This window comes from Sphingomonas cynarae, assembly GCF_039537815.1.
Lineage (GTDB): Bacteria > Pseudomonadota > Alphaproteobacteria > Sphingomonadales > Sphingomonadaceae > Sphingomonas > Sphingomonas cynarae.
This window is the reverse complement of the sequence record NZ_BAABBF010000001.1, coordinates 702,466-714,531: the sequence shown is the minus strand read 5'-3', so window position 1 is coordinate 714,531 and position 12,066 is coordinate 702,466. Positions and strand designations below refer to the sequence as shown.

Below are 12,066 nucleotides of genomic sequence, written 5' to 3'. Positions count from 1 at the left end.
AGGAAGGGACGAAGGCGGGCCGTTGGCGCGCGAGCACCGGCGCCCGTGCTGGCGCTGCCCAACCAGCGCTGGAGTCTGGACTTCGTCCACGATCAGCTCGCCACCGGTCGCCGGTTCCGGGTGCTGAACGTCGTTGATGACGTAACGCGCGAGTGTCTGGCAGCGGTAGTCGATACGTCGATCTCGGGCCGACGGGTCGTGCGCGAGCTGGACGATCTTATCGCCAGGCGGGGGGCGCCCAAGATGATCGTCAGCGACAACGGCACCGAGCTGACGTCGAACGCGGTGCTGGCATGGTGCGGCGATGTCGGCATCGAGTGGCATTACATCGCGCCCGGCAGGCCGACGCAGAATGGGTTCGTCGAGAGCTTCAACGGTCGCATGCGCGACGAACTGCTCAACGAGACGCTGTTCTTCACGATCGGCCAGGCCAGGGCCATCCTCGCCCGCTGGGTCGATGACGACAACACCGAGCGGCCGCACTCCTCGCTCGGCGACGCCACCCCGGCGGCGTTCGCCGCCGAACTCGAACAGCAACGGGCGGGGTTAACCCCGCCCGTTGCTTCACCTGCGCTCATGCGCGACAACACCGGTCGGTCTCTGGTTGCCGCTGGACGAAAGGCGGGGGTCAACTCGGTGCCGTTGTCGCTGACCACCATGCACGGCAGCCCGCGGCGTTCGGCGATGGCGGTGAGTTCGCGCATCACGCGCCGACCTGACAACGAGGTGTCGGCGATGCACGCCAAGCACTCCCGGCTGTCATCGTCGATGATGTTGAGCACGCGGAACCGCCGGCCGCAGGCCAATGCATCCGACACGAAGTCGAGAGACCAGCGCTGGTTGGGTTCCTGCGGGATCGCCATCGGCGCCCTCGTGCCAGGCGCGCGCTTGCGGCCACCGCGCTTGCGCACCGTCAGCCGCTCCTCGCGATACAGCCGATACACCTTCTTCAGGTTCATGCCTTTCCCCTCGCGCCCGAGCAGGATCGCCAGCCGGCGATAGCCGAACCGGCGGCGCTCGTTGGCGATCTCGCGCATCCGCTCGCGCACAGCTTCGTCCTTTCCGCGAAGCGGCTCATATTGCCATGCCGACCGGTTGACCCCAATCAGCCTGCAGGCGCGACGCTCGGAGAAGCCGTGGTCGGCCATCAGCTTCTCCACCGCAGCGTAGCGATCTCCAGACCGGGTCAGTTTTTCCCCAGCAGATCCTTCAGCGCCGACACGTCCAGCATCGATTCCGCCAGCAGCTTCTTCAGCCGGCGGTTCTCGTCCTCGAGCGCCCGCAACCGCGCCGCTTCCGACACGGTCATCCCGCCGTACTTCGCCTTCCAGTTGTAGAACGTCGCGTCGCTGATCCCGTGCTTGCGGCACAGGTCGGCCGTCTTCACGCCAGCTTCATGTTCTCGCAGTACCCCAATGATCTGATCCTCGGTAAATCGGCCTCGCCGCATCACTCGTCTCCATCTGACGAGCTAACTTACCAATGGCATGATTTCTGGGGAGCAGGTCAGAAACCCCAGCGCGACTAACGGTTGAACCGGCTTTACATCGTCGACGGACCATAGTGGGCTGGGCAGTCACACCAGCGGCAATCAATCTTTTTTACATGCACGATGCTTGACGTTACCCGCTGATCGTCCACCTGTCGTACGCTCGGCTGGTTTTTCGGCAGATGTGGGTTGATTGCCGCCCGTGCTTCGTCCGACCACCAGAACAGCGACATGGCCTATTTCATTTGGTCCATGCTACCATGAGCTAAAAAGCGCGGCCTTCTCAACTCGCCGATTGGGTTTTAGTCTTAGTGCCCTATCAGAGGCACCAAACGCTTAAATGCCATATAATTGGGTTGATCGTTCGAATAGGTAGCGGGACCCGGCTATGCGAGGGCGTTGTCTAATTGCTATTTCGCCGCTATCCTCCGGCAATGGACAGCAAGTTCGCCGAGGGCTTTACCCTTCCATAGCAGGCATTATTAGCAAATATAATTTTATTATAATTTATAAATTAGTATTAATCTCGCTATCTAAAAAGATGGATATTTAGCCGTGATATATCTTGCAAAAATCGGCTTTATCATAGTAGCATTAACTACACTAGCAGTATTTTTATTAGGAAAATTACTTAAAAAACCATTTAGAAAATTTGATAAAATAGCTATCTTAGCAACTGCTATACCTTTAGCAATTTTTTGCGTTAGCCAAATTTGGTTAGCATTTGCGGGTATTGCTTCTACCGTGGCGTATTATGGGCGAAGACGTATTAACGCGCCAGGAATTGCAATTTTTCTTATTATTACATTGCCTGGCATTAGTATAACACTAATGATAGGCTCACTACAACTGATTACTTTTTCAGTGGCTACTGCCGTAATTTTGGGATTACTGATTGCTAGCTTGTCATGGAAAGGAAGTTTTAATCGCCGCAAGCACACTAATGATATAACAATATTTGTTATTGTTACAGTTATCGTTTTTATATTTGCTCGTAACACTTCGGTTACGAATTCTATTCGGCATATTACTGAGAGTATGATCGCGTATTTGCTGCCGTATTTCTTAGTGCGAAATTCACTGCGTGATGCAGCTAGCGTAAAAAATATGACAATGTTTATTATTGTTGCAGCGGTAGCTGTGTCAGCAATAGCTATTTTTGAAAGCTTTTTGGTTTGGCCAGTATACCAAGGCTATGGTACAAGCTTTGGAACCCTAATGAATGCAAATGTAAAAATGCGCGGCGGTCTATTGCGGGCCTCAGGTCCCTCAATGAACCCACCTCTTTCCAGTGCGGTTCTAGCGTTATGTTTTGTCGTTACATTTGCATCAAGCAGCTTATTTAAAACCAAGACTGGTCATCGCCTTGCTACTGGCATTGTAGCTATGGGTCTATTTGCCATGCAGGCTCGAGTAGGTTGGCTAGGAGCTATCATTGGTAGCATTGCTATTATAATTTCTAAACGCGGCACAAAAGCGTTTGCAGGATACATTCCTGCTGTTGCTATAGTAATAGCGTTGATTTTTGGATACGCTCAAATAGACGATAAATTTGCTGGCATTGTAGGCTTCTCTTCAGATGCAAAAGGTAGTGTAGAATATCGCGATCAGATGAGTGATTTAGGTATTGAAATTGTAAAAAGCCATCCTCTGATAGGCCAGCCCATCCCCGTTGTAGCCGAGCAAATGGCAGCTTTTAAACAAGGAGAAGGTATAGTAGATTTCGTCAACGGCTATCTATCTATTGCACTTTTTTCTGGCTTAATCGGATTGTTCTTATTTATAAGTTCATTACTAATTCAAGGAATTAACACGTTTTCGGGAAGACGGTTAGCTGCTTCTCGTGGCGCCGGTAGCCTTGCCCATTTAGGGATTGGCGTCGTCGCTACCGCCATTTCGATTTTTCCGTTCATCCCAACTGACTATCGTGTCATTCTAATAATGTTTTTACTATTCGCACTAAGCAATGCAATAGTTACTCACTATCATGAAAATCCTATAGTTAACTCATAGTATTGATCATGTATAAAATAGACGATTAGGAGGTGATATTTTCCCTTATTACACGATGACGTTTAGCGAAGCCCAGATGCTAGGGCTGAGACTCAATCAGAGCCAGAAGGCGAGCGCGGTTGCGATGGCGACGCCTGAGAAGAAGTTGGCGGCGAGTTTGTCATAGCGGGTGGCAACACGCGGGAGTCTTTGAGACGGCAGAAGGCGTTTTCGATCAGGTGTTGGCCGCGGTACCTGTCCTTGTCGTAGCGGATGGTGCGTTTGCGGTTTCGTCGTCCGGGAATGACAGGAATGGCTCCAGCGTCGCGGAGCGATCGGCGTAGCCGGTCGGCATCGTAGCCTTTGTCAGCAAGGAGGTAACGCATTCGGCCCGCACGTTCGAGAAGCGCGGGCGCGGCCTTTACGTCGCTGACATTGCCGGCCGTCAGCAGCAGGGCATAGGGACGGCCGATGACATCGGTGAGCGTGTGGACCTTGGTCGTCCAGCCACTGCGCGAGCGACCGATCGCCTGGACCTGGCGCCCCCTTGTGCGCCGAAGGCCGCACGTTGCGCCTTGATGTATGTGCTGTCGATCACGGTACTTTTCGTGAGCACGCCGGCATCCACCAGCGCATCGAGCAGTTTAAGCCAGAAGCCACGGCGCGACCAGCGGTTGAACCGGTTGTAGATCATAGTCGACGGCCCGTAATCGGCTGGGCAGTTGCACCAGCGGCAGCCGACCTTCAGCACATGCACGATCCCCGAGATCACCCGCCGGTCGTCCACCCGTCGCGCGCCGGGCTGGTTCTTGGGCAGATGCGGCTCGATTGCCGCCCACGCCGCGCAATGCGCTGAAGGCGCTTTACGGCTCGCTGAGTACGGACATGGAGGCCACGGCGGCGGCGCAGGGTCCGGACGCCCTCAAAGCCTTCCGCCGGGCGAACGCCTATTATCGCGGACGGCAGAACCGCATTGAGGGCGTGCTATCCGCCGTGCTGGGTGATGACCTCACCAAGTCGCCGGACGCGGCATACCGGGCAATGGAGACGCTGGCGTCAAAGCGCGGCGGCGATGCGATCAAATATGCCCGCCTGATGCGCTCGCTGCCGGATGATGATGCCAATATGATTCGCGCTACCGCCCTCGACCGGCTGGGGCTCGCCAGCGCCGGCAAGCAGGACTTGACGCAACAGGTTTACTCCCCGGCTGAATTCATGACGCAATGGTCGAAGCTGAGTGAGCGCGCCAAATCCTCGCTTTTCACGGGGGAGCATCGCCAAGCGGTGAACGATCTGGTCCGCATTGCCGACGGCATGAAGGGATCGACCAAATACGCCAACACCTCCAAGACCTCTCTAGGAGGTAACGCCGCCGTCACGCTGGGGACGTTCTACTCGAATCCTCTCGCTGGCATCATGTCTGTCGCCGGGCAGTTTGGCGCGGGCAAGCTGCTATCCAGCCGGCGCGTGGCGCAATGGCTCGCACGGGCGCCAAAAAAGCCGAACCTGCCAGCCAAGCGCCAGCACGTCGCCGCGCTATCCGCTATCGCCCGCGCCGAACCGGCGATCGCCAATGACGTGCTGGCGCTGCAAAGCCGGCTGCTGGATGCTTTCGGGCAAGGCGCGGCCGGATCGGTGCCGGCACGAATCGCAGCTGAGGAAGCCCCGAACGAACCCGGTAACCGCGCCGGCATAGTTGACGGGCAATATTCCCAAGGCGCAGCCGCAAATCAGAACCTTCAACCCTGAGGCCCGCATGATCGATATGCTCCCACCCGGTCTAACATCGGATTTTTTCCGCCGCCTGTTCCATCTGTCGGTCAATGACCGGGAACACACCCTAGACGCCTTGGTCGATATTGTCGGCATCGGCGGCGAACAAGAGGCGGCGCGGGTCGCGTTCGATCTGGTGATGCCGATCGGACAGGAACAGCTCCTAGACACCGCCGAAGGGCGCTACTCGCTTATGGTGCGAGCCGGCGCGATCCTCTCGGCCTTTTCCAACCCGTGGCCGTCGGTGGCGCTGCATTGATGACCGGGCGCGACGCTTAGGGCTGGCGTCGCGCCGCCGCTCGGCTGGCTGGCGGTGACATTCGTTCCGGTTATTATCCGGGCGTTGCCCGAAATGACCGCGGCCCCGCTGGAGGGTGGCTAACGCCTGCTAAGTCATTGAAAACATGGTGCCGCCAATCAGACGAAACTGGGCACTCAGATCATTGGAGAATTTCGATCTCCCGCCGCTGAGGGTGGACGTGTCCCGACCGCCAAGCGGCCTTCGTTGTTAGAGCGGCGCAACTTTCACAACACGCGATCCGCATCCTCGGGATGTGGAAGCCAGCACGTCGCCCGCTTGCCGAAGAGCTGGTAGCGGTGCCGCGCCACCCACCGGTAGACCGGATCTCGCAGCGCGCGGGGAACGATCCTTGCCCCCGCCGCCACACGCCACGGCCAGCCAAGCCCAGCATAGATGGCGATCACCGCATCACTGTCGCGCAACGCATGATCGCCATCGACAACGATGATAGTGTCGGGATCGGCGGGATTGATGCCGTGACGGCGAAACAGAGCTGCACCGACCTCGCCCTGCGTGGCCGCAAGGCGGAAGCGGCGAGCGCGGTCGTGGCGGAGGATGAACTGCGCGTTGGCCGAACACAGCACGCATTCGGCATCGAACAGGATGATCGGGTGCCCCTCAGTCATGGTGGCGCTCCAAGCGGCCGGTGTAGCGGATGATGCGTCCCAACCACCATAGGCTGACCGGCACGTCGAAGAGGTAGCGGCCGTCCTGCTCGCGCTCGCTGGCATGACAATGCGGCCGAAGCGCCGAGGGCAGCGGGATGCCGAAGAAGCGGAAGCCGACTAGGTCGAGCCGGAGCGCGTCGTCTTCCACGGACACGCGGAAGATGTTGGTGGCGGGCCCCATCCGCTCGATCATCAAGCCGCGCCGTTCGGACAGCGTGCTTTCATAGCGGCGGCCAGCGAAATCCCGATACCAGCGCTCGCGATCACCGTGGCGCTCGAAGGTCACGGTGACGGGCACGTCGGATCCCGGCGCAGGCAGTCGCATCATCCGGCAGAGCAGCCGAGCCAACGCAGTGCGGCTCGCCTCGACCTCGGCGCGCCCCGACCAGCGCTGATTCTGGTCACTATCGTGGGCGGCGCGCAGGCTTGGCGGCAGCGTGTCGATCGCGGGGCCGAGCAGGCGGCGGAACAGCGGCACGGTCACCATGCGATCTCCGGTTTGGTCACCATCAGCCAGAAGATGACAATGACCCCGATAAACGCCGGCCAGCCCAGCAGGAACCACACCCGCGAGAGGCGAAAGTAGCGCGGCGGCAATGGCACGCCTACCGGCGTGCGATCGGCGATGCGCCGCATCTCGATCTGGATTGCCACCACCGGCAACCAGCAGGCGCCGACCAGCAGGTAAAGCGCGATGGACGCCGCCAACCACCCCGTCGTCAAGGGAAAGCCGGCGATCTGCGCCAGCCACACACCGGTCACTGGCTGGACGATGACCGCCGGCGTCGTGAACAGCCAGTCGGCGATTACGACGTTGCGGTTGACCACGCGGCGCGCGGCTGCGTCGCCCGAACGGTTCGCCATCCAGCCGTGGAAAGCGGTGCCCAGCCCCGTGCCGAACAACAGGGTCGAGCTCAGGATGTGGACGGTCTTGAGCAGCAGATAGTCAGCCATGACGGGTCTCCAGCGCGTAGACAGCAAGCGATAGTCCGAGGACAGCAGCGTTCTTGACGAGCGCGCCAAAGGGATCGGTCCACAGCTCGGGCGCGATGCGTGTCAGGATCAGGGTATAGGCGGTCATGAGCACGATGCCCGCGAGCGCCGCGCCGCGGCTGCGAACGAGCAGCGCCAGGCCGATCGCGATGTCCGCCATCGAGCCGGCCCAGAGAACCGCAGTGGCCGGCATGTCGGTGAGGCCGACGCGAGCTAACCATGCGGCACTGGTCGCCTGCGGCGTGAAGACGAGTGGGACGATTCCCCCGGCCAGCCACACCAGCGCCAGCATCAGGCGGAGGACGGGTGCCACTGGCACGAGCCGGGCCTGACGAAGATCGGCATCGATCGCCGGGTGGCGCGCCAATGCCTGGTGCAAGGGTGCCGGTAGATGGCCGGTAGCAAGGACCATGGGCGCGGACGCGGCGGCGTTGCCGGCGGCGAGCATTGCCATACCCTCGCGGGTGACCGGTCCAATCCCGATCCTCGCAACCGCAGCCAGCACCAGCTGCGGCACGGTAAAGCCCCACGCGGGCAGCAAACCCAGCCACTGGCGGAAACACGCGGTCAGCGCGTCGGTGGTCATCGCATGCGGACCGACGACATCCAGCCGCTTTGCCAGTGGCAGCGGTGCGCGCAGCAATCGGATGACGACCTCGACCAGATCGTCAACGTGGATCGGCTGCACCAGACCTCCGGCTTGCGCGAGACGCGGCATGACCGGCAGCGCGGCGAGCGCCGCGAACAGCGCGCTGCTTCGTCCGCCGCGACCGATCACCAGCGACGGGCGCAGCACCGTCCATCCCATCACGCTGCCGGCCGGGTCGATCGCGGCCAGATGATCGTCGGCGGCGGCCTTGCTGCGGTGATAGGCACTGGCGGCCCGCGCATCCGCGCCCAGCGCGGAAATCTGGACGACGTGGCCCACGCCAGTCGCACGGCAGGCGTCGAACAGCGCCGCCGGTCCGCGCTCGTGAACATCCGCGTAGCCGCGCGTGTCGCCGAACAGCCCGGCGCAGTTCACCACAGCATCCACCCCGATAAGCCGCCTGCGCCAGTCACCGATGTCGTCTTGGGTCAGGTCGCAGCGCAGGGCAGCCGCACCAGGGATCAGCCGCTCCAGTCTTTCCGGGGCACGGCCGGCGGCGGTGACGCGCACGCCCTCCGCCACCAGCCGGCCCGCGAGATGGCGACCGATGAAGCCGCCAGCCCCGATGATGAGGACATGCATCGTCGGATCCGTCACGCGTCGGCGCGGGGCGTGCGGCTCCAGACCGCGAACCCCATGCCGGCAAGCGCCAGCAGCACGCCGAACAAGGCGCTGGTCATCGTGCCCTGCACCAGATCGGTCGGGCTGGTGGCAATGCTGCGCACCGACACGAACAGCAGCGGGGTGGCGACCATCATCACCGTCGACCACGTTGCCCAAAAACGCGAGCGCTGCTCAGTGCCGCAAAGTTCGGCCAGCAGGATCGACAAGGGACGCCACAGGACGACGGCGGCAAGAATCGCGATCAATGCAGTCAATGCATAGGTCAGCAGCAGGGCTGCGATCGGTAGCAACATGGACAGTCTCCCTTCGAGCGCCGTGCGACGATCGCCCGGCTCGGGAGGTGCTATGCGAATGGCATGCCAGTTGCGGAGAATGGCGAAAATGCGCGCTTCCCGACGAAACAGATACGCGTAGATGTTAACGCAGTGAACGGAATGCCCTGCTATGGTGTCAACGATGGATACGGCTGTCGGCCTTTTCGCCTATATCGGCGCGTTGTCGCTGACCGCGCTTGCCAGTGCGCTCCTCGCGATGTTCGTTGCCTTGCGCGCCAAGGCCCTACCCGGATCGACGCTGCTTGCCATCTTTCTCGGCGGCGTTGCCTTATGGAGCGTCGCGCAGGCGCTGCCCGCGATCCTCGGTCCCGATGCGTCGTCGGTCACGACGAGGCTGGTCGCGCTGTCGCCGCTGCCGGCCGCGGCGTTCGTCCATCTCGTCTTCGCCTTTGCCCTGTGCGGCGCGCTGCGGCCCGTGGCGATCGCCAGCTATGCGATCGCGGCCTTCGCCGCGCTGGTCGGCCTCGTGTTCGGCGTTGGCGAGGTGGTGCCGTGGCGTAGCTTTCCGGGCATGTTCATACCCTCGCCAGTAGGCTGGGGCGTACTAATGGCGGCAGCGCTGCTGTCGATCGCCGGTCATCTGCGGCTAGCGCGAACCTGGCGCGAACAACTTGGCCAGCACCAGCGTCAGGCCGGCGCGGTGTTCGTCTCCAGCCTGATCGGCCTCATCGCGCTGACCGGCTTCGCCTTCCCTGCGCTCGGCATCGACGCCTATCCCTGGCCGGTCCTGTTGCTGCCGCTTTATTCGGTTGCACTGGTCTACGGCATCCTGCGGCACCGCTTCATGGCCGCGGACGTGTGGGCGCGACGCGGCTTGGTCTGGCTGCTGCTGGTGGCAGGAGCGGGCGCGGCGAGCGCGCTGATCGCCTCGCTGCCGCTCGCGCTTGCCGGGCGTCCGGCGGGTCTGTTCGCAACCTGGGCGGCGCTCGCGGCAACGCTTGCGCTCGGGTTGGTGATCCTGGCGCCCTTGAAGCGCCTTGTGGATCGCCTTGTCTTCCCCGGCGGGCGGGTCAGCGAGGAAGACGTCGCGCAGTGGCGCGACCAACTGGCGGCTGCGGCGGACGAGACGACGCTGGCTGATACCGCACGCGCCCTGCTGACGCGGCGGTTGAGCCTGCCCGGCGATGGTCCAACGCTCACCGTCGCCGGAGAAGCGGTGACGCTGGTCGGCTGGGACGAGGCCCCACCCGCTACCCGCCACGTCGCCGAGCGCTTCGCGATCATCGTCGCGGAGAGCGCGCGCCGCCTCGCTGCCGCGCACTTGCTGGTCGAGGCAGAGCGGGAGGCGCGCCTCGCCGAGATCGGCGCGCTGGCGGCCACGATCGCGCACGACCTGCGCAACCCGCTCGGCATCGTTCAGATGGCCGCGACCGGCGCCCCGGCCGAGGTTCGGGCGGAGATTGGTGAACAGGTCGCGCGCATGAACCACCTCGTCACCGACATCCTCGACTATGCGCGCGCCTGGACCATCGCGCCGCAGCCGGTGCGCGTGTCGGATCTGGTCGCAGCGTTCGGGATCGATACCTACGTCCCCGACGACCTGACACTCTTCGCCGACCGGCAGGCACTGATGCGCGTGTTGACCAACCTCGTCGACAATGCCCGCGCGCTCGGCACACGGGTCGCGATATTCGCGGAACCTGGGCCAACGATCATCCTCGATGTGTGCGACAACGGCCCTGGCATCGCGCCCGAGATTGCCGACAGCCTGTTCCGTCCGTTCGTGTCCCGACGCCCCGGGGGCACCGGACTAGGCCTCGCGATCGTCCGCCGCATCATGGAAGCGCATGACGGCACCGTCACGCTTGCCCATCGTAGCGGATGGTCCACCTGTTTCCGTCTCACCTTCGGAGCGACGCCATGATCCTGCTTGCCGACGATGAACCGGCGTTCCAGCGACTGACCGGCGCCTGGCTGCGTGGCTTGGGTCATGAGGTCGAGGTGGTGGGCGATGGCGATGCCGCGCGTGCGGCCTTCGCGGCCAAGCCTTTCGACCTTGTTCTGCTCGATCTCGCCATGCCGCCGCACCATGATCCGGAGGCCGGACTGGCGCTGATCGCGGCGTTCGCGCCGGCACCCGTGGTGGTAATGACTGGCCATGCCGATCATGCACTGGCGTTGAAGGCGGTCGAGGCGGGCGCATGGGACTTCCTCGCCAAGCCAGTCGATCCCGACCTGTTGCGCGTGGTCGTCGCCCGTGCGCTCGAACGCGCGCGGCTGGCGCGAGAGGTGACGATGCTCAAGGCGCAGGCTGGCGGCGATGAGGATATGGGTCTGGTCGGCGCGTCGTCCGCAATGACGGCGTTGCGCGATCTGATCCGCCGCGTCGCGCCGACGCGGTTGCCCGCACTGGTGCTCGGGCCGAGCGGCACAGGCAAGGAACTGGTCGCACGGGCAATTCATGCCATGTCACCACGTGCTGCCCGGCCACTGGTGCCGATCCATTGCGGCGCGGTGCCAGCCGAGCTTCTGGAAAGCGAGCTGTTCGGCCATCTGAAGGGCAGCTTCACCGGAGCCACGGGCGATCGCCCTGGCCTGATCGAGACCGCGGACGGCGGCACGTTGTTTCTTGACGAGATCGGCGAGATGCCGGCCGCGATGCAGGTGAAGCTGCTGCGCTTCCTTGCCGATGGCAGCTATCAGCCGGTCGGCGCGCGGGCACCGCGCATGGCCGACGTCCGCATCGTCGCTGCTACCCATCGCGATCTCGCCGCTGCGGTGGCGGACGGCAGCTTCCGAGAGGACCTCTTCTACCGCCTGAAAGGCGTCGTCCTGCGAACGCCATCGCTCGACGACCGCATGAGCGATTTGCCGCTTCTGGCCCGCATGTTCCTGCGTCGGGCGAGCGAGGGTCGAGGAAGCTTCGCTCCCGATGCACTCGACTGGCTGACGGCACGCAACTGGCCTGGTAACGTTCGCGAATTGCGTGCCGCAGTCGAATGCGCGGCAGCTCTAGCCATGCCTGCAGCGGCCGGCGTAATTGTCGGCGCGGCCGATCTTGCCTTTGCCGTCGGTGACGTTCCCGCGGCACCGATCCACGCCGTCTTCGGAACGTTGGACGAAGAGGTTGCCGCGCTCGAACACCGCCGCATCGTCGAGGCACTCGCGCGCACCGGCCACAACCACACGCACACCGCCCGCGAACTCGGGCTGTCGCGGGTCGGCCTGCTCAAGAAGATGGACCGGATGGGGCTACGCTGACTGCGGCGCGATCAGGATCGCGGCCGCGTTGGTTCCCAGAT

At 62.3% G+C, this 12,066-nt stretch carries 10 protein-coding genes and 3 pseudogenes; 6 read left to right on the top strand and 7 right to left on the bottom strand.

The window, feature by feature from the left end; all coding sequences use genetic code 11:
• Positions 1 to 597, top strand: a pseudogene (locus ABD719_RS03290) (integrase core domain-containing protein); the annotation flags it as partial.
• A gap of 29 nt (positions 598 to 626) precedes the next feature.
• On the opposite strand, the pseudogene ABD719_RS03285 reads toward ABD719_RS03290, so the two are convergent.
• Positions 627 to 1,450, bottom strand: a pseudogene (locus ABD719_RS03285) (IS3 family transposase); the annotation flags it as partial.
• 594 nt (positions 1,451 to 2,044) lie between these two features.
• Here ABD719_RS03285 and ABD719_RS03280 point away from each other — a divergent pair.
• The gene (locus ABD719_RS03280) at positions 2,045 to 3,502 is read left to right on the top strand and encodes an O-antigen ligase family protein (protein WP_344691929.1); all 1,458 of its coding nucleotides are present in this window, start codon (positions 2,045 to 2,047) and stop codon (positions 3,500 to 3,502) included.
• Positions 3,503 to 3,598: 96 nt separating this feature from the next.
• Here the strand turns inward: ABD719_RS03280 and ABD719_RS03275 are convergent.
• A pseudogene (locus ABD719_RS03275) lies at positions 3,599 to 4,310 on the bottom strand (IS5 family transposase).
• Here ABD719_RS03275 and ABD719_RS03270 point away from each other — a divergent pair.
• Both ABD719_RS03270 and ABD719_RS03265 read left to right on the top strand, forming a co-directional pair.
• Complete coding sequence (locus tag ABD719_RS03270) at positions 4,310 to 5,230, top strand: hypothetical protein (protein ID WP_344691928.1); 921 nt, start codon at positions 4,310 to 4,312, stop codon at positions 5,228 to 5,230. The pseudogene ABD719_RS03275 and the gene ABD719_RS03270 sit on opposite strands and share 1 nt — an antisense overlap.
• A 7-nt stretch (positions 5,231 to 5,237) precedes the next feature.
• A complete protein-coding gene (locus ABD719_RS03265) occupies positions 5,238 to 5,513 on the top strand; it encodes a hypothetical protein (RefSeq protein WP_344691927.1) in 276 nt (91 codons plus the stop codon).
• Positions 5,514 to 5,779: 266 nt separating this feature from the next.
• On the opposite strand, the gene ABD719_RS03260 is transcribed toward ABD719_RS03265, so the two are convergent.
• From ABD719_RS03260 to ABD719_RS03240, 5 genes are read right to left on the bottom strand one after another with little or no spacing between them, the layout of a single operon-like run.
• Positions 5,780 to 6,181 (bottom strand): thiol-disulfide oxidoreductase DCC family protein, encoded by a 402-nt coding sequence (locus ABD719_RS03260; protein ID WP_344691926.1) that lies wholly within the window; start codon positions 6,179 to 6,181, stop codon positions 5,780 to 5,782.
• Positions 6,174 to 6,710, bottom strand: coding sequence for a DUF4166 domain-containing protein (locus tag ABD719_RS03255; RefSeq protein WP_344691925.1), 537 nt, complete (start codon positions 6,708 to 6,710; stop codon positions 6,174 to 6,176). The genes ABD719_RS03260 and ABD719_RS03255 overlap by 8 nt, the downstream gene beginning before the upstream one ends.
• On the bottom strand, positions 6,704 to 7,177 hold the full coding sequence (locus tag ABD719_RS03250) for a DUF2269 family protein (RefSeq protein ID WP_344691924.1): 474 nt from the start codon (positions 7,175 to 7,177) through the stop codon (positions 6,704 to 6,706). Before ABD719_RS03250 ends, ABD719_RS03255 begins: the two co-directional genes overlap by 7 nt.
• Positions 7,170 to 8,447, bottom strand: a complete 1,278-nt coding sequence (locus ABD719_RS03245) for an SDR family oxidoreductase (protein ID WP_344691923.1) — start codon at positions 8,445 to 8,447, stop codon at positions 7,170 to 7,172. The genes ABD719_RS03250 and ABD719_RS03245 overlap by 8 nt, the downstream gene beginning before the upstream one ends.
• A gap of 11 nt (positions 8,448 to 8,458) precedes the next feature.
• Complete coding sequence (locus tag ABD719_RS03240) at positions 8,459 to 8,782, bottom strand: hypothetical protein (protein ID WP_344691922.1); 324 nt, start codon at positions 8,780 to 8,782, stop codon at positions 8,459 to 8,461.
• Positions 8,783 to 8,945: 163 nt separating this feature from the next.
• Between ABD719_RS03240 and ABD719_RS03235 the strand changes: the two genes are divergently transcribed.
• On the top strand, positions 8,946 to 10,688 hold the full coding sequence (locus tag ABD719_RS03235; RefSeq protein ID WP_344691921.1) for a sensor histidine kinase: 1,743 nt from the start codon (positions 8,946 to 8,948) through the stop codon (positions 10,686 to 10,688).
• Positions 10,685 to 12,025, top strand: coding sequence for a sigma-54-dependent transcriptional regulator (locus ABD719_RS03230; RefSeq protein WP_344691920.1), 1,341 nt, complete (start codon positions 10,685 to 10,687; stop codon positions 12,023 to 12,025). The genes ABD719_RS03235 and ABD719_RS03230 overlap by 4 nt, the downstream gene beginning before the upstream one ends.
• Positions 12,026 to 12,066: the final 41 nt, after the last annotated feature.

Excerpts from the sequence above, each read along its gene's own strand:
- ABD719_RS03265 (WP_344691927.1), top strand. The coding sequence starts at position 5,238 with ATGATCGATATGCTCCCACCCGGTCTAACATCGGATTTTTTCCGCCGC.
- ABD719_RS03260 (WP_344691926.1), bottom strand. The coding sequence starts at position 6,181 with ATGACTGAGGGGCACCCGATCATCCTGTTCGATGCCGAATGCGTGCTG.
- ABD719_RS03255 (WP_344691925.1), bottom strand. The coding sequence starts at position 6,710 with ATGGTGACCGTGCCGCTGTTCCGCCGCCTGCTCGGCCCCGCGATCGAC.
- ABD719_RS03250 (WP_344691924.1), bottom strand. The coding sequence starts at position 7,177 with ATGGCTGACTATCTGCTGCTCAAGACCGTCCACATCCTGAGCTCGACC.
- ABD719_RS03245 (WP_344691923.1), bottom strand. The coding sequence starts at position 8,447 with ATGCATGTCCTCATCATCGGGGCTGGCGGCTTCATCGGTCGCCATCTC.
- ABD719_RS03240 (WP_344691922.1), bottom strand. The coding sequence starts at position 8,782 with ATGTTGCTACCGATCGCAGCCCTGCTGCTGACCTATGCATTGACTGCA.
- ABD719_RS03235 (WP_344691921.1), top strand. The coding sequence starts at position 8,946 with ATGGATACGGCTGTCGGCCTTTTCGCCTATATCGGCGCGTTGTCGCTG.
- ABD719_RS03230 (WP_344691920.1), top strand. The coding sequence starts at position 10,685 with ATGATCCTGCTTGCCGACGATGAACCGGCGTTCCAGCGACTGACCGGC.